The organism is Bifidobacterium vespertilionis, assembly GCF_008698145.1.
GTDB lineage: Bacteria > Actinomycetota > Actinomycetes > Actinomycetales > Bifidobacteriaceae > Bifidobacterium > Bifidobacterium vespertilionis.
Map to the genome: position 1 here is coordinate 35,106 of NZ_RZNZ01000015.1, position 22,496 is coordinate 57,601.

A 22,496-nucleotide genomic window follows, 5' to 3' on the forward strand; every position below is an offset into this window, starting at 1 on the left:
CTCTCCCCGTCATCCTGAGCGGAGCGTAGCGGAGTCGAAGGATCCTTGGCCATTGCGCACAAAGTCACAATGCGGATGGTTAAGGATCCTTCGACTCCGCGCTTCGCGCTACGCTCAGGATGACGGGAGGGGACCCGCATCAGGCTTCGAAGAAGCCGGATGCGCCGAGGCGAGCATCAGGTCGAGCCGTGAAGCGGGGAGCCCAGCGGGCTCCCCGTAGGCGAGAGGAGCCGCCGCCAAGGCGGCGACGGAATCCTGACGCGAACCGAAGCGGGTCAGGCTTCGAAGAAGCCGGATTCGCTGAGGCGAGCGTCAGGATTCAGCAGCATGGCCTTCTCCACCTCGTGGGCGTTGTAGCGCGTGCCGTCGGCGAGCTTGGCGCCGTCCTCGCGGAAGCGGCGGTTCTCGATCGGCTCGTACAGCGGGGCGCGGCCCATCATGCCTTCCTCGAGGCGGCGCTGGCCGGCGGCGAGTCGGTCGTTCGCGCGCTCGCGCCACGCCTCAAGGGCGTCCGCGCCGGCGGTGTGCGCCACGGCGGCCTCGAAGGCGCCGGGGCTCACGATCGCAGCGAATCCGGACACGTGGCCGAAGCCGAGCGAGGTGGCCAGGCCGGCCTTGACCGCGCCGACGTGCAGCGGGGTGCGCAGCCAGACCATGTGGTCGTCGCGCGAGAGCTTCGGATCCACGCAGTCGAGCGAGGCGTTGGCCGGGATCACGCCGGACCTGAACAGCTGGGTGAGGCCGTTGATCTGGAAGATCGCGGCGCCGCCCTTCGCGTGTCCGGTGAGGGTCTTCTGCGAGATCACGAACAGCGGGTTGCCGTCCGTGCGGCCGATCGCGTGGGCCAGCGTGTTGTGCAGCTCGGACTCGTTGGGATCGTTCGCATTGGTGGACGTGTCGTGCTTGGAGACCACGGCGATATCGTCCGGCGTGACGCCGAGCTTCGCCAGATCGCGCACCAGCTTCGAGTCGCGCCCGCCCATGCCGGCCGCCAGGGCGCCAAGGCCCGGGGCGGGGATGGAGGTGTGGGCGCCGTCTGCGAAGCTGTGGACGTAGCCGATCACGCCGGCCACCGGCAGACCGAGCTTCAGGGCGATGTCGCCGCGGGTCAGCAGGATCGTGCCGCCGCCCTGAGACTCCACGAAGCCGCCGCGGCGACGGTCGTTCGCGCGGCTGAAGAAGCGCGCGTCGATGCCCTTGCCGTACATCTCCGCCGAGTTGGCCGTGGCGTTCATGTTGCCGAAGCCGATCACGGATTCCACGCCGATGTCGTCGATCGCGCCGGTGACCACGAAGTCGGCCTTGCCGAGGGCGATCTTGTCGAAGCCCTCCTCAAGGGAGACCGCGGCGGTGGCGCAGGCGGAGACCGGCTGGACCATGTTGCCGTAGCCGCCGATGTACGACTGCATCACATGCGCGGCCACCACGTTCGGCAGGACCTCCTGCAGGATGTCCGTGGGGATCTCGTGGTTGAGGAAGCGGTCGAGGTACAGCTTGCGCATGGAGCGCATGCCGCCGAAGCCGGTGCCCTGCGTGCTGGCGACCAGCGACGGGTGGATGGACTGGAGGATCTCGGCGGGCGTGAAGCCGGCGGACAGGTAGGCGTCCACGGTGGTCACGATGTTCCACAGCGCGATCTCGTCCACATCGCCCACCATGGAGGCGGGGATGCCCCACTTGATCGGGTCGAAGCCCTTGGGGAACTGGCCGCCGACCGTGCGGGTCATGGTGGCGCGGCGGGGCACGCGGATCATGGAGCCGGCGTGGCGGATGACGGTCCACTCGCCGCTCTCCTCGTCGCGCTCGATCGACGTGTGGGCCTCGTCGAGCTTGACGTACTCGCGGGCCACGTCCTCGGTGGGCACGGAGAAGGTCACGTCGTGGTCCAGGAAGACCTCGGCCTCCTCCTCGTCGGCGCCGTCCTTGTAGTCGGCACCCATGCCCTCGTCGAAGGGGCGGATGCCGGAACGGGCCACGACCTCGTCGTGGTAGCGCTCGGCGATGTCCTCCTCCGGCACGAGGTTGCCGTCGGTGTCGTACCAGCCCGGCTTGGGGCTGTCCTGCCAGGTGAGCAGGCCCATGTTCCAGGCGAGTTCGAGCACCGCGCCGGCGGACAGGTCGACCGTGCCGTCCGGGTGGATGCCCAGCTCGGCCTCGAAGCGCGTGCGGCCGGAGCCCCACGGGCCCAGCTCGCCCACGGACACGATGACGATCTCGTCCTCGGGACGGGCGGTGACGGACTTCCAAGCGTCCGGATCGACGGTCGCCTGACGCGGCACGAACGGCGTCGGCAATGCCTTGATCCGCGCCCCGGCGGGTGCGTGGGATGCGGCGTTGGCGTCCCCGGCCTTGTCCGCCGCGGCCGCCTGATCGGCCAATGCCTCGGCGCGCAGCGCGCGGATGTCGATCGGCTCGTTGCCCAAGCCTCCCGTCAGGTCCACGTCGAGCGGGGCCTTGGCGGCCTCGGCGCGCGAGGCGGAGGTGCACAGATCGAGCAGCTTCACGGCGATTTCGGCCGTGGAGTACGTGCGGATGCCGTGGCGCTCCACCACATCCACCAGCGGATCGTTGCCGCCCATGAGGCCGGTGCCACGCACCCAGCCGATCTTCGGATGGGCGAAGGTGACGCGGGACGACCAGACGCGCTCGGCGCGGGCGCGGTTGACGATCGCGTCGAATGCGCTCTTGACCTCGCCGTATGCGCCGTCGCCGCCGAACACGCCGCGGTTCGGGGAGCCCGGCAGCACCACATGCAGCTTGTGCTGCACGTCGGTGTCCGCGCCGATGGCCGCGAGTCCGGCGATCGCGCGCTCCACGCCCCAGAGCATCAGGCGGGCCTGGGACTCGAACAGCTGGCCGGAATCGGCGAGCGTGCCGTGGACCGGCGGGGCCGCGAACGGGAAGAACAGGCTCGGCTCGTAGGCGGGCTTGAGGATCGTGGTGGTGGCGCCGTTGACCTTCTTCTGCACGTTGCCCACCCAGGCCACGAGCGCGTCCACGTCGCGGTAGCTGGACAGGTTGGCGGGCACGAGCCACAGGCGGGCGTCGCCGGCCGCATGCTCGCGGTAGACGCGCTTGGCCCATGCCTTGATGGACGGGCGGAAGCTGTGCGAGGTGGCGATCACCGTGGCGCCACCGGCCAGCAGGCCGGAGACGACCTCGCCGGCGATGGAGTTCGCGGCCACGCCGGTGACCACGGCCACGTCGCCCGCGAAGCGGCTGGCGGCCGGATCATCTGTCACTGGCTCGAGGGCCTCGGCGGCGATGCGCTCGAAGGTAGCCTTCAGCACTTCGGCGTCAGTGGAATCCGAGCCTGCGGAATCCGCGCCCAGACGATCGGCGTACCACTTCGCCTCGGCGGCCACGGCCTTGCCGAGCCCCAGGAACGATCCGTCGAGCTCGGCGGCGTCGCGGTTGTGGAACGCGCGGGCCAGATCCTCGCGGGCGGACGCCCAACGGTCGTCGAACAGGATCGCCTTGTTGGCGTCGAAGCGCGGGGCGACCTGCTCGGGCCAATCGGAGCCGAGCTCGGCGTTCACGGCCTCGACCACGGCGGCGTTCTCGTCCTCGCCGGGCTGGGCGATCGGCTCGTTCAGACCGAGCTCCTTGAGCACGTAGCGGGCGGTGGCGGCGAGCACGCCGTTGGCACCGGTGACCTTCTCCGCGAAGGCGTCGAGCGAGGCGGAATCGACCACCGCGCCGCCCGCGCCGACCCCGGAGGACGGCTTGGAGACGGCCACGCCCTTGGTCTGGCCCACCAGGGCCACGGCGTCGTCGATCAGCTTGTCCGCGGCGGCCGCGTTGGCGGCGGCGTTGGTGGGCAGCTTGGCCAGATCGCCGCCGCGGGAGCTGGCGCCCTCGCGGGTGTCCAGCAGCAGGGCGGCGGTCACGGCCGCGACCCAGCCCTCACCGAGCTGCCACACGCCGGTGACGCGCTCGCGGATGTGGGCGGGCTTGACGCCGGCGGCGCCGAACAGGGCGCGCAGACGGTCGCGGATCGCGTCGGAGAGCACCGGGCCGAACGGCTTGTAGTTCGGGGCCACCTTGTTGACGATCTGGGCGAGCTGGGTGAGCGTCGCCTCGGCCGCGCCGTCCACGCTGGCCACGCCGAGCTCGGAGCTGATGTCCATGAGCAGCTGGTTGCGGCGCGAGGAGACGCCGTTGGTCAGGGTGTCGGTGGTGTCGTTCGCGCCGATCTGGTCGATGCGCACCTTGGTGGAGTAGGCCATGAGCACGCCGATCGCGTCGGACGCCTTGAAGGGCAGGTCCGCGACGGGGCCGGTGGGTGCCGACCCCAGTTCGGCGACGGCGGAACCGGCTGCGGGGGCCGGTGCCGGGGCTGCAGGTGCGGCCGGCGCGGCAGCGGGAGCCGCGGAGGCAGACGTCGCGGCGGCTGCGCCGCCGTTGCGGACGCTATCGCGCTCGCCTTCGCCGGCGGAAAGCCCACTGGGCTTTCCGCTTGTCGGCTCAGCCACGGATTCGTCCTCGCTCACAAGCGAGTCCGAATCCGTCATGTACACACGCCCCTCGTCGCGTCCCACGTTGTACACGGTGACGTGGCGGTTCTTGAAATCGGGCAGGCGCAGGGTCTTGGCACCCAGGTTGGCGAGCGTCGGCGCGTTGCCAAGGCCCACCTCCACGTACTCCTCCACGCCGAGCCCGCCGCGGGACTCCTCGCCGAAGAGCAGCGACTGGGTTTCGATCCAGCGCACCGGGGAGGCGAACTGCCAGGAGAGCAGCTCGGTCAGCAGCAGACGGCCCAGCTTCTGGTCGTCGGCGGCGTAGGCGTCCCACACCTCCGGCTTGTCCAGCGCCTCGCGGATGCGCTCGGAGGGCACCACCTCGAGGATCTTGGCGGCGAACTCCTTGGTCATCTCGAATGGGACGGCCACCAGGTTGGGGATGTAGCGGCCCACCAGGCGTCCGCGGTAGTCGATGTGCTTGGGCAGCAGGGCGTCCAGCTTGTCGCGGAACTCCGGCACGCCCTTGCGCAGCAGCGTGGAATGGAACGGCACGTCGATGCCGGGCACGAGCATGAACGCCGGCTTGCCGCCCGCCTCCTTGGCGCGGCGGTTGGAATCGGCCTGCAGGGCCTTCAGTCCGGCGATCGTGCCGGCCACCGCGTACTGCGCGCCAGCCAGGTTGTAGTTGACGATCTCAAGGAACTCGCCGCTGGCCTTGGCCACGGACTCCACGTACGCCTTCACGCCGTCGTCGCCCACGCCGAACTGGTTCGGGCGCAAGGCGCCCATGCGGTAGTTGGAGCGGCCTTGCGCGTCGCGTTCGATCAGGTGGTGCATGGTGGAGCCGCGGTGGAACACGAGCTCCAGCACGGTCTCCAGCGGGATGATGCCCGCAAAGGAGCTCAGCGCGTTGTACTCGCCCAGCGAGTGGCCGGCGAAGTAGGCGGGCCAGATGTCGCTGCCGGCCTCGCGCAGACGCGCGGTCTGGGCGAACGCCACGGTGGCGAGCGCCACCTGCGTGAACTGCGTGAGGTTGAGCAGGCCCTCCGGATGGCGGTAGGTCACGCCGTTGGCGATGAGCTCCTTGGGGTTGTCCCGCACCACGGCGAGGATCGAGAACCCGAGCTTGGAGCGGGTGAGCTTGTCGGCGCGCTCCCACACCTCGCGGGCGGCGGGCGACTTGGCGCGCTCGTCGAGCACCATGCCCTGCTTCTGGATGCCCTGGCCGGGGTAGACGAAGGCGGACTTGGGCGCGCGCACCACGGCGGTGCCGCGCGAGACGATCTGCCCGTCGATGCGGCTGGTGACCTCGAGCACCATGCCGCCGTGGTTGACCTTGCCCACGCGCTCCACGGAGATCTCCACACGGTCGTTGAGCTGGACCATGCCGTACATGTTGTAGGTCCATCCGGCGATCTCGTAGTGCGCGCCCTTGCCGTCCGTGGCCTGGACGGCGTGCTGGGCTGTGGCGGAGAGCCACATGCCGTGCACGAGCGGGGCGTTGAGGCCGCTCACGGCGGCGCCGCGGCGGGAGGTGTGGATGGGGTTGAAGTCGCCGGAGGTGCGCGCGAAGGCGGTCATCTCGCCCGGCGCGGCCACGGTGACGCGGCGCAGCAGGCGGCGAGGGGTGTCGATCACGTCCGCGTCGAGGCCGCCCCACGCGGGGGCCTCGGCCGGCAGCGCGTCGGAGTAGGCGCGGCCGCGGATCGCGAAGCGTTCGGTCTCGCGGGCCAGCACGGTGCCGTCGGCGGCGGTGTGGATGACGTGGATGGTCACCACGCGCCCGGAGGCGGATTCGAAGTAGTCCTCGGCCCAGCTGGTCAGGCCGATCGTCTCGCCGGTGTGCTTCAGCAGCTCGTCCTCGGTGGCCTCGAGCGCGATCAGGTGGTCCAGATGCACGGCGTTGAGCAGGCCCTCGATCACCGGGAAGCCGTTCACGTACACGGAGCCCAGGGCCGCGTAGATGGCCGGCCATGCGGGTCCCACAAGCGCGTCGGGGGCGATGCGCGAGGGCACGAGGCTGGCGGGCAGGGCGCCGCCGGTGGCCGCCTCATGGTCGAAGCCGAGGTTGGCGGACAGGGTGTAGGAGGCGCGCACGGTGCCGAACGGGGCCTCGCCGCCGTCCGGAGCGGTGGTCTCGGACGTGTTCACGGCCGGCATCGCGGTGAGCTTGTCGCCGGTGATGGCGGTGTTGCCGATGCCGGCGGTGGCGGCCAGCATCGCGTAGACGTGCGCCGGCAGGGTCTCGCGGTCTACCACGGGCACGCGGCCGGGCTTGGAGGCGTCCACGAGCAGCGGGATCACGATGTCTCGCACGGCGTGCTTGCTCCTGCCGCCGTCCGGATCGTTGTCCCAGTAGGTGTCCAGATGGATGTCCAGATCGTACAGATCGCCGCGGTCGGTGACGCCCACGTGGCGGATCTCATAGTCCGCGTCGCCGTCCGGGGTGCCGTAGGCCGGGTTGATCATCAGGTGGCCCACCCAGGAGATGTTGGGGCTGCGGCGGATGAACGATTCGGCGGTGGGCGCGGCGGCCAGCGTGGCGAAGGCGTCGGCGGACGCGGTTTCGGCCGAGGACTCATCGGCGGCCACGCGCTCCACCATCGCGCGCTCGAAGCGGCCCAGGATGTCGGCGATCGGCTCGTCCACGGTGGTGATGCCGGCCACGGAGATCGGGCCGGGGATCACGCGCACGGAATCGGCGGAATAGCGCGGATCCTCGGACTGCCACAGCTGGTCCTGGCCCCACCAGCGCAGCAGATCGTTGTCGATGACGGGCACGAACGGCATGGGCTTGGGGTATTCGCGCACCAGCACCGGGAACCAAGCCACATCGGCCGGGACCACCTTGAGCTCGCCGGCGGCCGGGTACGCCTCGGCGAGGCGGTCGATCGCGGCCACCGGATCGGACTCCACGTCCGCGCGGCCGGCGAACAGGGAATCGAACTCGCCGGATTCCTGGTCGCGCACGCGGGCCTCGATGCGCTGCAGCAGGTGCAGGAAGCGGTCGGCGTAGGTCGGATCGGCCCACGGGAAGGACAGGGCGGCGAAGCGGCGGGCCCAGTCGAGGTAGGTCATGGTCGCGAGGTCGCCGAAGTACGGCTTGGCGGTGGCGTCCAGGGCCTCGATGATCTCCGCGCGGCGGGACTGCAGCTCCTCGGGGTGCTTCATGACGCGCACGAGCAGACGGCCGCAGCGGGCGGAGGCGTTCTCCACCTCGTAGATGTCCGCGTGCAGGTGGCTCAGGCCGGAGGCGACGCCGCCCACGGATTTGCCGGACGGCACCCAGCGCTCGCCGATCGGCGCGAACGGATCCTTCTCCTCGGCGGACGGGTCGATGCCGGGGGTCTCCACCAGCATCCGCTTGACCTGCGGGCTGGTGTGCGCCTCCTTGGCGGTCATGGCCACGGTGCCCACCAGCACGCCGTCGACCGGCATGTCCGGCAGGCCGTAGGCGCGCGACCAGACGCCGGTGATGTAGTCGGCGCCGCGCTCGGGCGTGCCGATGCCGCCGCCGGCCACAAGCACCAGATTGGGCTGCTCGCGCACCTGGGCGTAGGTGGAGGTCAGCAGATCGTCCAGAGACTCCCAGCTGTGGTGGCCGCCGGCCGCGCCGCCCTCGACCTCCACGATCACCTTGACGGGCGCGACGGCCTTGGCGATGCGCACCACCTGGCGGATCTGGTCCACGGTTCCGGGCTTGAAGCACACGTACGGGAAGCCGTCGGCGTTGAGCTTGCGCACCAGCTCCACGGCCTCGTCCTGCTCGGGGATGCCGGCGGAGACGACCACGCCGTCGATCGGCGCGCCGGATGCGCGCTTCTTCGGCACGATGCGCTGCGAGCCGAACTGGAGGTTCCACAGGTAGCGGTCCATGAACATCGCGTTGAATTCGACCGTGCGGCCCTCTTCGAGCTCCTTCTCGAGGCCGGCCACGTGGCGGTCGAACACCTCGGCGGTCACCTGGCCGCCGCCGGCGAGTTCGGCCCAGTAGCCGGCGTTGGCGGCCGCGGCCACGATCTCCGGCTCCACGGTGGTGGGGGTCATGCCGGCGAGCAGCACCGGCGGCTTGCCGGTCAGCTCGCTGAACGCGGTGACCACCTTGCTGCCGGCCGGCGTGTGGGCCACGCGCGGGGCGAAACGGGTCCAGTTCTGCGTGCGGTTCGGCTCGGCCTCCAGCGTGGACAGCGCCGCGCGGGCGGCTGTGGTGGAGGCGTCCACCACGCCCACGCCGGTGCCCTGCGCCACGGTGGCGAGCAGCTTGCCCACGATCGTGCCGGGGCCGAAGTCCACCACCCACAGGGTGGCCGGATCGGTCGATTCCATGGCCTCGCGCACACGGGCGGCCCAATCCACATGGTTGAGCAGCACCTCGTCGGCGAGCGCGCGGGCGTGGTCGGCGTCGAGCCCGCAGTCCGCGGCCCATGCCACGGTCTGCTCCACGGCCTGAGCCATGAGCGGCGAGTGGAACGGCAGGGTGACCTCGAGGTACTCCAGCGTCGGGTCGAACACGCGGCCGCCGCGCACCTTCTCCTCGCGCAGCTTGGCCTGCTTGCGGTGCTCCTTGCCCACCTCGATCTCGAAGGCTGCCAGATCCTCCGGGTAGCCGGAGAGCACGTAGTGGTTGGCGGAGTTGGTCACGGCGATGGCGATCGGGCCGCGCGGATTGACCACGCGGGCGATCAGCGCGTCCACCTGGGCGCGCGTGGCGTTCTTGACGCTGAGCATCGGGGTGGCGTCGCCGGATGCGGCGTTGAGGGCGATCATGCGGGCCTGGCGGGTGCCGGCCACGCCGATCAGGGTGGCGATGGCGAGGATGCCGTCGATCTCGCGGGCGGCGGCCTCGATCGAACCGGCCTTGCGGATCGCGCGGACCATATGCACGGCCAGGATGCCCTGCGAGTGGCCCAGCACGGCGAGCGGATTGGCCTTCGCCACGTCGTAGCCCAGATCGCGGGCGTCGAGCAGGGCGCCCAGCTGGGCGAGCGCGATGCCGGGCACGCTGGCGGGGGCCGCGGCGGCCGCGCTCAGACGGGCCGGGTTGGCCTCGAAGCCAAACAGGTCCACGGGCCGTCCGGTGGTGGCGAGCAGATCGGCGTTCACCGGGGTGAGGATGCGGGCGGCCTCGGCGGCATGGGCGCGCAGGGAGGCGTCGAGCGCGGGGTTCGCGGTCTCATCCGCGAGCGCGACCGGCCAGGGGGTGGACTGCCCGGCGAAGGCCAGCGCGTGGGGCTGGTCGGCGAGGCGGCTGAGGAAGAATGCGTCTGTCATTGAATATCCTTTGTGTGTGTTGTTCTCGTGGTTCACAGGTTTTGGATGCCCGGTTTCGCGTCCGGCAGCGGCGGGCCCGGCTACAGCGGCTGGTTGCCGTGGTGCTTGCCGGTGCGCCTGACGCGGCGCTTGGTGGCGAGCAGTCTCAGGGACTCCTCGATCACCTCGCGGGTCTGCTCGGGGTCGATCATCGCGTCGATTTCGCCCATCTCCAGCGAAAGGTTCGCGTTGACGGTGGTCCGCTCGTACTCCTCGGCGAGCGACTTGCGCAGCGCGTCCACGTCCCTGCCGGCCTCGCGGGCCTTCTGCAGGTCCTTGCGGTGGATGATGTTGACCGCGCCCGTGGCGCCCAGCACGGCGATCTGCGAGGTGGGCCAGGCGAAGTTCATGTCCGCGCCGATCGCCTTGGAGCCCATCACGATGTACGCGCCGCCGAAGGCCTTGCGCAGCACGACGGTGATCATCGGCACCTGCGCGTTGGCGTAGGCGTAGATCACCTTGGCGCCGCGGCGGATGATGCCGGCGTGCTCCTGATCGGAGCCTGGCTTGTAACCGGGCACGTCCACCAGCGTGATCACGGGCAGGTTGAAGGCGTCGCACAGGCGCACGAACCGAGCCACCTTCTCGGAGGAGTCCACGTCGAGGATGCCGGCGCGAACGTTGGGCTGGTTGGCCACCACGCCCACCGGACGGCCGTCGATGCACGCGAAGCCCACCACCGCGGAGGCGCCGAACAGCTCCTGGACCTGCACGAATTCGCCGTAGTCCACAATGCAGCGGATCACCTCGAGCATGTCGTATGGCTGGCGGTCGTTGTCGGGCACGATCGAGGCGAGGCGCTTGGCGGCCTCCCGCTCGGTGCGCCCCGATCCGAAGGCGTAGACGGGCGGCTGCGCGTCGCTGCTCGAGGGCAGGTAGGCGAGCACGGTGCGCGCATAGTCGATCGCGTCGGCCTCGTCCTGCGCCAGGTAGTGTGCCACGCCGGAGACCGCGTTGTGCACCCATCCGCCGCCGAGTTCGTCCATGCTGATCGACTCGCCGGTCGCGGCCTTGACCACATCGGGGCCGGTGACGAACATGTTCGAATGCTCCTTGGTCATGATGATCAGGTCGGTCAGCGCCGGGCAGTAGACCGCGCCGCCCGCGCACGGGCCCAGGATCAGGGAGATCTGCGGGATGAAGCCGCTCGCCTCGCAGGTCTTGCGGAAGATGCGGCCGTACTGGGTGAGGGCCGCCACGCCCTCCTGGATGCGCGCGCCGCCGGAGTCGACGATCGCCACGACCGGCACCTTGAGGTCCAGCGCCTTGTCCATGAGGTGGCAGATCTTCACGCCCTCGGCCGTGCCGAGCGTGCCGCCCTTGACGGAGAAGTCCTGCGCGTACACGCCCACCTTGCGCCCGTAGATCTCGCCGAAGCCGGTGATGACCGCGCTGCCGGCCACGCCGTTGTTGATGTTGCCGCCGGCGAAGCGGCCGATCTCCTCGAACGTGCCGGCGTCGAACAGCAGATCGAGACGTTCACGCGCGGTGTGCTTGCCCTTGGCGTGCTGGCGGGATCGGGCGCGCTCCTCGGCGTCGCGGGCCAGTTCCGCAGCCCGGACCACGGCCTGGCGCAGGGGCTGGGTGCGGCCGTCGCCGCTCTGGCCCGGCTGACCGGGCTGGCCCGGCTGATCCCCGCGCGCCGGCTGCGACGGATCCGACCGGCCCGAATCGTTCAGGGCGCGCTGGGTGGCGGGGGCGCTGATGATGTCGGTCATGCGTTCTCCTTTCCGTCCTCGGACGTGGGCTCGCCGGACTTGTCCGCGGCGGCATCCTCCGCGGTGGCCTTGGCATCGCCGGCTTTGCCCTTGCCGGCCTTGGCATCGCCGGCCTTGCCCGATCCGGCCTTGTCCGCCACGGCCGCGTTGACGTCGAGGGTGACCAGCGTCGCGCCGGCCTCCACGCCATCGCCGGGCGAGACGAAGATCTTGGTCACCACGCCCTTGACGGGGGCGTACACGTAGTTCTCCATCTTCATGGACTCGAGCACCACCAGCAGATCGCCCTTGGCCACCTTCTCGCCTTCGGCCACGGAGATGCGCGTGACCACGGCCTGCATCGGCGAGGCGATGACGCCGGACTTGGACTCGTCGGCGCGCTTGACGGCCGGATCTACGCCGTGCGCGCCCGATCCGCGCAGGGGCTGGGTGGGCCTGCGGTCGCCGCGCTGGAATCGGGGCGAGCCGGTCAGGCCGTCCACGATCTCCTGCGGCACGGTGAGTTTGACGCGGCGATCATCCACCTCGATCACGAACGTTTCGGTGGCCGGACGCTCCGGGGCCGCGACCGGGGTGCCAAGAGAGGCGGGCTGGCCGGAGTTCACGGCCTGCGGGGCGCGGTTCAGGTACGTGCGCTCCAGCCACTTGGTGCTGATGTCGAACGGATGGCCGTGCTCGGCGGTGAAGCGGGGATCCGCGAAGATCTTCGCATACAGGCTGGCTGGGGTGGGCACCCCCTCGATGGACAGCTCACGCAGCGCGCGGCGCACGCGGGCCACGGCGGCCTGACGATCCTGCGCGGTGACCACAAGCTTGCCCATCATCGAATCGAACTTCGGGGAGACCGTATCCCCCTCCTGCACGCCCGAATCGATGCGGATGCCGGGTCCGGACGGCCAGGCCAGCCGGGTGAGCGTGCCGGAGCTGGGGGTGAGGTTCGTGGCCGGATCCTCGCAGGTGATCCTCAGCTCGAAGCTGTGGCCGCGCGGCGCCGGGGCGGGCGTGAGCGAACCGCCGTCGGCGATGATGAGCTGCTCACGCACCAGATCGAGCCCGGAGACCTCCTCGCTGACCGTGTGCTCCACCTGCAGACGGGGGTTGACTTCCAGGAAATAGACCTTGCCGGCGGGGGTGACCATGAACTCGCAGGTGCCCAGGCCCACATAGCCCACCTCCTCGAACAGGTGGCGGGAATAGCCGGTCAGCTGCAGCAGCGTGTCCTTGGTGAGGAAGGGGGCGGGCGCCTCCTCGATGAGCTTCTGGTTGCGGCGCTGGACCGTGCAGTCGCGAGTGGAGTACACGGTGAAGTTGCCGTGGCTGTCGCGGCCCGACTGGGTCTCCACATGGCGGGAGCGGTCGATGAACTTCTCGATGAAGTACTCGTTGAGATCGCCGCCCTGCATGGCGTCGTGGTTGAGGTAGAAGCTGCGCAGCTCGTCGTCGTCGTGCACCACGGTGATGCCGTGCCCGCCGCCGCCATCGGTGCGCTTCATCATGATCGGATAGCCGTAGGTGTGCGAGAAGTCGAGCAGCGTGCGGATGTCGTGCACGGGCTCGGCGATGCCCGGGATGGAGGGCACGCGGGCCGATTTGGCGACGTGCTTGGCGCTGATCTTGTCGCCCAGCGCGGTCAGGGCGTGCGGCGCCGGACCCACCCAGATCGCGCCGGCGTCGTCCACCTTCTGCGCGAACCCGGCCACCTCCGAGAGAAATCCGTAGCCCGGGTGCACGGCATCGGCGCCGGAGCGGTGGAGGATGTCGATCAGCAGGTCCTCGTTGAGATACGTATCCCGGTAGGTGTCGCCCGGCAGCAGATAGGCTTCGTCGGCCATCTGCACGTATTGGGCATCACGATCCTGGTCGGCGTACACGGCCACGGTGGCGATGCCCATCTCCTGGGCCGTGCGCACCACGCGCAGCGCGATTTCGCCGCGGTTCGCGATCAGCAGCTTCTTCATGCGTTCCTTTCGTTCGTTTGTCCGTCCGTACGTTCTCGTACGGGGACTCCATATGTCATCGGCCGGCAGCCAGCACGCCAACGTCGCCGGTATGCACCACATGGCACTCCCCGGCCGCGTCCCGCACCACCAACGAGGCGTCGGGGCCGATCGATTCGGCCTCGCCCCGCAGTGCGGAGCCGTCCACCAAGCGGACCTCCACCGGCCGGCCCAGCGTCCAGCAGTCGCGCGTCATCCGATCGTGCAGCGTCCGGACGGCCTCGGCGGTTCCTGAGGCGAGCGAGGCGAATTGCGAGCGAAGCTCATGCGTCAGGGCCGCGCCGATCCGATCACGCAACTCGTCGAACGCCGGCAGCGGGCCGAAGTCCAATTGCAGGCTCGTGGCTTGCTCCGTGGGCAACCGATCCGCCGCGATCCCCAGATTCAGCCCGATGCCCACAATCAGCGCCACGCATGCATTCCGTTCCGCACCGGTTTTGGGCAATTCGGCCGATTCGATCAGGATGCCGCCGAGCTTGCGGCCCGCGGCGGGCCCGACCACGAACACGTCATTCGGCCACTTCACGGCCAGCCGCACGCCATCGCGAAGCGGCTGCGCATCCACATCCCCCAGCACCCCGCGCAGCGCATCCACGGCCGCCACTCCGGCCGCCAGTGTGAGCCAGCCGGCATCCGGCCCGAACACCACATTGCGCGGCAGCACGGCCAAAAATGACGCCACGAACGATTCACCCGGCGCATCGGCCCACGCACGGCCCAGACGGCCATGACCGCCGGTCTGGGTCTGCGCGGCCAGAACCCCCATGGGCACGCCCTTCGCGCCCATGGGATCATTGCCTTCCCCCTGTGGATTCCCCTTCCACGCTTCCGCCATCAGCCGGCGCACGAATGGATCGTCGCCGAGGCATCGGCGACGCAGCTCGGCGTTGGTGGAATCCACTTCGGCGAGCGCGTCGAACGCGTTGGCGACCTGTGCGGTACGCGGCATGGACGGGACGGAAACGGTCATGTTTCCAACCTAGGCCGCGGCCGAGCGGAGGGTCATGGGCGTCGCCGACAAAAAAATCGTCCCCGATTTGTGGGTTTCCACAAACGCCTCCGTAGCCGCGCCGCTCCTACGATGGCCGTTATACCGGCCTTGCGACGTACGCGGGCCGTCATTCGAAAGGAACGCCATGTCCAATCACACCCCCTCCCCCGCCGTCGCAGCCCCCGCTCTGGGCTCCCGCATCCTCGCCCCCGCCGGCCGCGTGCTGCTGTTCGCGGCGCTGCTGTGGGGTGCCGCAGCCGCCGGTGAGATCCCGATCCCCGGCACGCCGGTGCCGATCACGCTGCAGACCTTCGTGGTCATGCTCGCGGCCCTGACCCTCAACTGGCGCGAGGCCGGCGCCTCCGTCACCCTGTACCTGCTGGCGGGCGCCGCCGGTCTGCCGGTCTTTGCGGGCGGCGCCTCCACCGCCGCGCTCGTGGGGCCCAGCGCCGGCTTCCTGATCGGCTTCCTGCCCGGCGTGATCGTGACCGCCCTGCTCAAGGGCTCCGCCGACTCCCGCGGCAACGGCTCCCGTTCCGGCGCCGCAGCCGCACTTCGACTGGCCCGCCTGTTCTTCGCCGCGCTGATCGGCTGCGTCGCGGTGGTCTACGCCTTCGGCATCCTGGTCCAGTCCGCCTTCACCGGTGCCCCGATCCTCGCCGTCACCCTTGCGTCCATGGGCTTCGTGGCCGGCGATGTGGTCAAGGCCGTCGTCGCCACCCTGGTCGCGGCCGGCGTGGCTCGTCTGAGCCGCTGACCGGTCCTTTCCTCATCCTGCGCCGTACCCAGTCTTCCCCCTCCGGTCATCCTGAGTGCAGCGCAGCCCTCCCGCTGTCATCCTGAGCGTAGCGTAGCGGAGTCGAAGGATCCTTGGCCATCTGCACTATGACTTTGTGCAAAATGACGAAGGATCCTTCGACTCCGCTACGCTTCGCTCAGGATGACACGGCGTGTGACCCGGCGTGCCCATTCCCGGTCACGGTAGTTTCAAAATGGCTTTATTTCAACGTTTCTGTCGCCCCGTGACCGGGTGTGTCCACGCCGCGTCACGCGCCCGGTCACACTGGGCAGATCTGGTCATCTGGAGGCCGATTTCGGCGTGCAGCGGACGTGATCTGCCCAGTTTGCTTCGCTCAGGATGACGGCGTCCCCGAGCTCATCCCGCCCGCCGATTCCGCTCTGTGCCGACTTGCCGGATTTTCAGCCAAACTCTCAATATACTAGAGGGCTGTGAGTCCGTGGTGGGGTGGTAAGTCGTCGCCGGCCGGCACAAAGCCGTCCGGTCGGTCTGCCACGCCCGAAGAGGAGCGCCAAGCGGTCCCCACGCCCGCGTACGCAACCGGTTCCGACGCCGGAACCGCCAAGGAATCCAGCACAACCGGCACGACTAGGGCCGCAACGGCCCGGTCCGCTGCAGATCCCGAAGCCATCGCCCGCCGTTTCCGCCGCGCCAAGCTTCCCGATGTCCGTCCCCAGTTGCCCGACGATGTCTGGGTGGTGGTGGACAAGGCCGAGCAGCGCCTCGACAAGGACCTCGACTGGTACAAGGGTCTCTCCCCCGCCGATCGCGATCAGCTCAACCTTGTGATCGAAACCGCGGTGGCCGACTTCATCACCTGGCTCAGCACCAACGTGTTCAACGCGGGCCGTAAAACCGGCGTCCCCTCCACCGACCGCATCTTCTTCGTCGCGCCGCTGGAGCTCACCAAAACCATCAGCCTCAAGCAGGCGCTCGACGTCACGCGCCTCATCGTGGACATTCTGGAGCGCAATGTGGGCAAGTTCACCCGCCGCGGCCGCGAGGAGGCCACGCGCAACGCGATGCTCTACTATGCGCGCGAGGTGGCGTTCTCCGCCGCGAATGTGTATGCCTCCTCCGCCGAGGCGCGCAGCGACTGGGATGCCCGGATCGAAACCCTCATCATTGAGGATCTGGCAGACGGGGTCGCCGACCATCATGTGGCCAGCAGGATCACGATGCTCGGCTGGCCGGCCGATTTTGACTGCTTCGCGATCGTGGGCGCGCTCGCCCAGGACGGGGACATCCGCGCGGGCATCCTGCAGCGGCGGATCCGCGGCGAGGTGCGGTCGCTGGGCGGCGACTGCCTGATGAGCCATCATGACAACCTGTTCATCACCTTGGTGGACCCGCGCGGCCACGGTGCCCCCGAAGACTACTGCGCGGCCGTGGAGGCCGATTTCTCCGCCGATCTTCCCCTCTGCCTGGGCCCCGTGCGCCATGGCATCCAAGGGGCGGCCGCATCGGTGCGCGCCGCGCTGAGCACCATGGATGTGGCGCCCGCCGTCAACGAAACCCACCGCCCCCTGAGGGCCGACGATGTGCTGCCCGAGCGCGCGCTGTTCGGCGACGGGGACGCCCGCGACGAGCTGTACCGCAGCGTGTACCTGTCCCTGCGCGGCGAGGGCGATCAGGAGAATCCCCTGCTCGCCACGGTGTCCGCGTTCCTACTGTCCGGCAGCTCGCTGGAGACCACGGCACGCGAGCTCAACGTGCACCCGAACACCGTGCGCTACCGGCTCAAGCGTTCGGTGGAGCTCACCGGATGGGACCCAATGACCCCGCGCGAGGCGTACGTGCTGCTCACGGCCATCAAGATCGGGCGCATCATGGACGCCCGCGCGCTGAGCCGGAACCGTGATTTGGTGCGAATGGCCAAGGATCCTTCGCTTCGCTCAGGATGACTGGAAATCGGTTTCCGTCATCCTGAGCACTGAGCCGTGAAGCGGACAGCCCTGTGGGCTGTCCGTAGGCGAGAGGAGCCGCCGCCAAGGCGGCGACGGTCCGGCGCAGCCGGACACCGAAGCGCGTAGCCGAAGGATCCTTAATTCCCCGCCACGCCCCTAAACGCAAAAGGAGTCCGACTCCCCGCGAATGGGGAATCGGACTCCTTCACGCTTACGCGATCACCGAATGGGGATCACCGCGCCGCGAATCAGGCGAGGGTGTTCGGATCGACCGGAACGCCCGGGTTCATCGTGGAGGTCACGGTGGCCTTGGTGATGTAGCGGCCCTTGACGGTGGACGGCTTGAGACGCTTGACCTCGTCGGCCACGGCCTTGAAGTTCTCGTCCAGAGCCTTCTCATCGAAGGACAGCTTGCCGATCAGGAAGCTCAGGTTGCCGTGCTTGTCCACACGGAACTCGATCTTGCCGCCCTTGATGTCGGCGACGGCCTTGGCCACGTCCATGGTGACGGTGCCGGTCTTCGGGTTCGGCATGAGGCCGCGGGGACCGAGCACACGGCCCAGACGGCCGACCTTGCCCATCATGTCCGGGGTGGCGACCACGGCGTCGAAGTCGAGGAAGCCGCCCTGGACCTTGGCGATCAGGTCGTCATCACCGACGATGTCGGCGCCGGCCTCGGTGGCCTCGGTGGCCTTCGGACCACGGGCGAACACGGCCACGCGCACGGTCTTGCCGGTGCCGTGGGGCAGGTTCACCGTGCCGCGCACCAGCTGGTCGGCCTTGCGCGGATCCACGTTCAGACGGTACACGGCCTCGACGGTCTGGTCGAAGTTGTAGGCCGGCATGCTCTTGAGCAGCGAAATGGCCTCGTAGGCGGTGTACAGGTTGTTGCGATCGATCTTCTCGGCCGCCTCGCGGTACTTCTTGGAACGCTTAACCATCAGTCCTTCTCCTCTCTCAGTCGGTAACCGTGATGCCCATGGAACGGGCGGTGCCCTCGATGATCTTCATGCCGGCCTCGATGTCACGGGCGGACAGGTCTTCCATCTTGATCTGGGCGATCTCGCGGACCTGGTCCTTGGTGACGGAGCCGACCTTGTGGGTCAGCGGGTTCTCGGTGCCCTTCTGGATACCGGCGGCCTTGAGCAGCAGAGCCGCTGCCGGCGGGGTCTTCAGGACGAAGGTGAAGGAACGATCTTCGTAAACCGTGATCTCAACAGGGATCACCTGGCCCATCTTGTCCTGCGTCTGGGCGTTGTACGCCTTGCAGAAGTCCATGATGTTGACGCCATGCGAGCCCAGTGCAGGACCCAGCGGCGGGGCCGGGTTGGCCTTGCCAGCCTGAATCTGCAGCTTGATCAGCGCGGAGACTTTCTTCTTGGGAGCCATGTTATTGGTTCTTCTTTCTATGAAGCGGTGAAACGGCGAACGCCACGGCTACCCGCGGCGGACTCCTCCCGCAACGTATATTGCTAGTGCTGTGCTAGCGGGCTACCCCTCCAGACACAAGCTTTCCTATTATGCCCTCGAACCCAGACATCCCTGCCGCGACACGCCCGGCCATCCACAACGGGGGGCACATCCGCGCACATGCCCCGGTCGCAGTGGACGAAATGCGGCCACGTCCGCCATAATGGCGCTGAGGGATGGGGACGGGAGCAAACACGATGGGAACAACGCCGATACGCTGTCTCTTGAGTTTCGTGCACGAAATAAGTAAGCTGATATCAGCAAACAAGGCATGGGCGTCGAATCAGCCGTTCGACGCCGATGTGGAGATATTGCCACGCGTGATCGAACGACATCCGCAGTTCAATGCGGACGATCTGCGCTCCGCATGGCGGCACGCTTGGAAAATGATGACGAGAATCGGCACTGATCCCCCGCAGATCATGGCCGTGGGATACGACCCGCACGGCCGGCTTGTGGAGATGATCGCCATCGATCTGGGCAATGGACGGCTGGCAATGTATCACGCCAACAACGCTCAGAAAAAATTTCTGCACGAGATGGGATTCAGTGAACGCCGGATCCGCACATTGATCGGAAGGAGATAGACGATGGCAGCGATCACCACATCCGACGGCACCGTCATCACGCCCCAGATGCTTGAGCAATGGGACAACGACGCCGATCGCGGCATCTATCAGGGCGAAGCGGGCAAGGTGGTCACACGCCACTGCTACGGCCGGCCGCGTCTGTATGACGAGCCGATGAGCACTGTCACGCTGCGCGTGGACGACGGCATGCTGCAGGCTGCCGAAGAGCTGGCGCGACAAAGCAAGGTCAGCCGAGCAACCATGCTCCGCGAACTGCTCGCCCTGGGAATCCGCGAAAAGCAACGCCGAACGGCCTAGCCCCGCCCCCACTGAAACGCAAAATGGCCCCCGCCACCCCGGCGGAAGCCATTCCAACGATTTTAACCGGCAACCTCTACCGGCCCCAAACTGACCCGGCAATAAATCGAATCGCGCGTGCGGCCTCAAGGCGCCCCGAGGGAAGGCGTACACCGGTACGCCGACCGAGGAGCAACGCCGAGGACGCTCCGCGATTCGATTTATTGCAGCTTTTCGACTTGGTCGAAGCCCAACTCCACCGGCGTATCGCGGCCGAAGATGGACACGAGGACGGTGAGCTTCTGGGTGGTGGGCTCGACGTCGGAGACGACGGCGGACATGGTGGTGAAGGGGCCGTCGGTGACGGTGACCTGATCGCCGACCGCGTAGGCGACCTCAACGGTGCGCTTCTTGGCAGCGGCGGGCTTGTCGCCGGCCTTCTTGAGCGCCTCGGAGGCGATCATGGGGGCCATCATGGAAACGACTTCCTTGCGGCTGAGCGGGGCCGGATCCTTGGTGGGTCCGACGAAACCGGTCACGCCTTCGGTCTCGCGCACGATGCGGCGGGCGTTCTCATCGGGCCACATGCGGATGAGCACGTAACCGGGGACGCGCACGCGGGTGATGACCTTCTTGCCCTTGTCCGTGTGCTTCTCGACCTCCTCCATGGGGACCTCGATCTGGAAGACCGTGTCCTCAAGGCCGAAGGAGGCGATGCGGGACTCGACGTTGGTCTTGACGCGCTTCTCGTAGCCGGAGTAGGTGTGCAGCACGTACCACTTGCCCTCGAGGGTGCGCAGGGACTTGGAGAACTCCTCCACGGCCTTCTGGCCGGCGTCCTGGGTTTCAGCCTCCTCGGAGAGATTCTCCTCGGCATCCTCGTCCTCATCCAGATCGGCGGACTTGGAGGCCTCATCGGAGGATTCGACGGTCGCGACGGGCTGCTCAGCCGCAGTCTCGGTCTCGGCCGGGGCAACCGGAGCGACCGGATCAACCGGCGCAGCATCGGCGGCTTCGGTCTGCTCGTCCTCGGGCTCGGCGGCGGTCAGATCCACCGCGACCTCATGGGTCTCGTCGGCCTCGGGGGCAACCGAATCCTCGCCGTCCTGCGGGATGTTGTCCAGATTCACTTCGTCAGTCATGCACTCACCTTCACGTCAGTCCGGCGTATCAGCCGAACACCCACATCACAAGCTTGCCGAGGCCAAAGTCCATGGCCGTCACAAAAGCCATAAGCAGCAGGACGAAGATGAAGCAGGCGACGGCCCAGCCCAGAAGCTCCTTGCCGGTGGGGGTGACGACCTTGCGCATCTCGTCGATGATCTGCTTGATGAACAGGCCAATGCGCATGAACACGTTCGGCTTGGACGCCTTCTCAGCTTTGGATGCCATTGCCATTTCCGTCCTTCGCTTGTTTGACTGTTCTTTGAAGAAAAATAAGTGGCAGGGAAGGCGGGACTCGAACCCACAACCTACGGTTTTGGAGACCGTTGCGCTACCAATTGCGCCACTTCCCTAGGTGAACTCCACCGGCAACCGTCCGTCTGACCGGACGCTTGCGCCAGCGAAAACCGCCAAGAGGAGATATTAGCCGGTTATTGCGATTTCGTCCAACGCAACAAAAATCCCGCGGCAGAAACCGCGGGATTTCAACGTTTCTTCGGCATGTCGCAATCAGGCGCGATCACGCGCCGATCACGCGCCCGTCAGGCTGCCCACTGCTGGAAGCGGCGCATGCCCTCGGCCAACTGGTCGTCGGCCAGCGCATAGGAGAAGCGCAGGTACCCGGGGGCGCCGAACGCCTCGCCGGGCACGGCGGCCACATGGGCCTCGTCGAGCAGCGCGGCGGCCAGTTCGGAGGAGGAGTTCACCACGGTCCCGTTGGGGCCCAGCGGACGGCCCAGCAGGCCCTTGACGTCCGGGAAGGCGTAGAACGCGCCGGTGGGCGTGGGGCAGTACACGCCCTCGATCTGGTTGAGGGCCGTCACGATCGCCCTGCGGCGGGCGTCGAACGCGGAGCGCATCATGTAGACCTCGTCCAGCGGACCGGCCACGGCGGCCAGGGCGGCGCGCTGCGGCACGTTGGACACGTTGGAGCTCAGGTGGCCCTGCAGCTTGGCGGCCGCCTTGGCCACCTCGACGGGCGCCACGAGCCAGCCGACGCGCCAGCCGGGCATGGCGTAGGTCTTGGCCACGCCGTTGAGCACAATGAGCTGGCTACGGCATTCGGGCACCTCCACGCCCACGTAGGCGGTCTTCGCGCCGTCGTAGTTCAGGTGCTCGTAGATCTCGTCGGAGATGACCCACACGTGGTGCTCCACGGCCCATTCGCCGATCGCGCGGATGGTCCCGGCGCTCCACACGGCGCCGGTGGGATTGTTCGGCGAGGTGATGATGATCGCCTTGGTGCGCTCGGTGCGGGCCGCCTCGATCGCCTCGATGTCCGGCTCGAAGCCGCGGTCGGCGCCGGCGAACACCTCGACGGGCGTGCCGCCGGCCAGCTTCACGGCCTCCGGGTAGCTGGTCCAGTACGGAGTGGGGATGATGACCTCATCGCCGTCGTTGAGCAGGATCTGGAAGGTCTCGTAGACGGCCTGCTTGCCGCCGTTGGTCACCACCACCTGATCGGCGGTCGCCTCGTAGCCGGAGTCGCGCGTCACCTTGGCGGCGATCGCCTCGCGCAGCTCGGGCAGGCCGGGCGTGGGGGTGTACTTGTAGTTGCGCGGGTCGCGGCACGCCGCCTCGGCCGCGTCCACCACATACGCGGGGGTGGGGAAATCGGGCTCCCCGGCGCCGAAGCCGATGACGTCGAGTCCGGCGGCCTTCATGGCCTTGGCCTTGGAATCGACGGCGAGCGTGGCACTTGGGGCAACGTGGTTGATGCGGTCACTGAAAGTCTGCCATTGAGCCATAGTCATGCCTCAAAGGGTAATCCCAATGCGCGACCCGGGCAAGACCCGGACGCCCGGTTTTCG

General features: G+C 68.3%; 12 protein-coding genes, 1 tRNA gene and 2 pseudogenes. 4 read left to right on the top strand and 11 right to left on the bottom strand.

Annotation, left to right across the window (positions count from 1 at the left end; genetic code table 11):
• Positions 1–275 precede the first annotated feature (275 nt).
• The 5 genes and pseudogenes from EMO90_RS12730 to EMO90_RS09960 form a co-directional block, all read right to left on the bottom strand.
• A pseudogene (locus EMO90_RS12730) lies at positions 276–4,277 on the bottom strand (beta-ketoacyl synthase N-terminal-like domain-containing protein); the annotation flags it as partial.
• Positions 4,278–4,477: 200 nt separating this feature from the next.
• Positions 4,478–9,734, bottom strand: a pseudogene (locus EMO90_RS12735) (fatty acid synthase subunit beta domain-containing protein); the annotation flags it as partial.
• Positions 9,735–9,814: 80 nt separating this feature from the next.
• Positions 9,815–11,491 (bottom strand): acyl-CoA carboxylase subunit beta, encoded by a 1,677-nt coding sequence (locus tag EMO90_RS09950; RefSeq protein ID WP_150354339.1) that lies wholly within the window; start codon positions 11,489–11,491, stop codon positions 9,815–9,817.
• The gene (locus tag EMO90_RS09955) at positions 11,488–13,449 is read right to left on the bottom strand and encodes an ATP-binding protein (protein ID WP_150354340.1); all 1,962 of its coding nucleotides are present in this window, start codon (positions 13,447–13,449) and stop codon (positions 11,488–11,490) included. Before EMO90_RS09955 ends, EMO90_RS09950 begins: the two co-directional genes overlap by 4 nt.
• A 55-nt stretch (positions 13,450–13,504) precedes the next feature.
• Complete coding sequence (locus EMO90_RS09960; protein ID WP_223849782.1) at positions 13,505–14,458, bottom strand: biotin--[acetyl-CoA-carboxylase] ligase; 954 nt, start codon at positions 14,456–14,458, stop codon at positions 13,505–13,507.
• Between the two features lie 166 nt (positions 14,459–14,624).
• On the opposite strand from EMO90_RS09960, the gene EMO90_RS09965 reads away from it, so the two are divergent.
• A complete protein-coding gene (locus EMO90_RS09965) occupies positions 14,625–15,236 on the top strand; it encodes a biotin transporter BioY (RefSeq protein WP_150354341.1) in 612 nt (203 codons plus the stop codon).
• 473 nt (positions 15,237–15,709) lie between these two features.
• Positions 15,710–17,182, top strand: coding sequence for a PucR family transcriptional regulator (locus EMO90_RS09970; protein WP_150354342.1), 1,473 nt, complete (start codon positions 15,710–15,712; stop codon positions 17,180–17,182).
• Positions 17,183–17,433: 251 nt separating this feature from the next.
• On the opposite strand, the gene rplA is transcribed toward EMO90_RS09970, so the two are convergent.
• Together rplA and rplK are read right to left on the bottom strand one after the other, a co-directional pair.
• Positions 17,434–18,126 carry a 50S ribosomal protein L1 gene (rplA, locus tag EMO90_RS09975; RefSeq protein ID WP_150354343.1) on the bottom strand — a complete coding sequence of 231 codons (693 nt, stop codon included), beginning with the start codon at positions 18,124–18,126 and terminating at the stop codon, positions 17,434–17,436.
• A gap of 16 nt (positions 18,127–18,142) precedes the next feature.
• Entirely contained in the window at positions 18,143–18,574 is a 432-nt protein-coding gene (gene rplK / locus EMO90_RS09980; RefSeq protein ID WP_150354344.1) for a 50S ribosomal protein L11, read from the bottom strand.
• A gap of 278 nt (positions 18,575–18,852) precedes the next feature.
• Here rplK and EMO90_RS09985 point away from each other — a divergent pair, with 278 nt between their 5' ends.
• Together EMO90_RS09985 and EMO90_RS09990 are read left to right on the top strand one after the other, a co-directional pair.
• Complete coding sequence (locus EMO90_RS09985; RefSeq protein WP_150354345.1) at positions 18,853–19,242, top strand: hypothetical protein; 390 nt, start codon at positions 18,853–18,855, stop codon at positions 19,240–19,242.
• 3 nt (positions 19,243–19,245) lie between these two features.
• Positions 19,246–19,542, top strand: a complete 297-nt coding sequence (locus EMO90_RS09990) for a ribbon-helix-helix domain-containing protein (RefSeq protein ID WP_150354346.1) — start codon at positions 19,246–19,248, stop codon at positions 19,540–19,542.
• 200 nt (positions 19,543–19,742) lie between these two features.
• Here the strand turns inward: EMO90_RS09990 and nusG are convergent, their stop codons facing one another.
• From nusG to EMO90_RS10010, 4 genes are all read right to left on the bottom strand, one after another.
• The gene (gene nusG / locus EMO90_RS09995; protein ID WP_150354347.1) at positions 19,743–20,663 is read right to left on the bottom strand and encodes a transcription termination/antitermination protein NusG; all 921 of its coding nucleotides are present in this window, start codon (positions 20,661–20,663) and stop codon (positions 19,743–19,745) included.
• Positions 20,664–20,691: 28 nt separating this feature from the next.
• Positions 20,692–20,919, bottom strand: coding sequence for a preprotein translocase subunit SecE (secE, locus tag EMO90_RS10000; RefSeq protein ID WP_150354348.1), 228 nt, complete (start codon positions 20,917–20,919; stop codon positions 20,692–20,694).
• Between the two features lie 43 nt (positions 20,920–20,962).
• A tRNA-Trp gene (locus EMO90_RS10005) sits at positions 20,963–21,038 on the bottom strand.
• A 189-nt stretch (positions 21,039–21,227) separates the two neighbouring features.
• Entirely contained in the window at positions 21,228–22,433 is a 1,206-nt protein-coding gene (locus EMO90_RS10010; protein ID WP_150354378.1) for a pyridoxal phosphate-dependent aminotransferase, read from the bottom strand.
• Positions 22,434–22,496 lie beyond the last annotated feature (63 nt).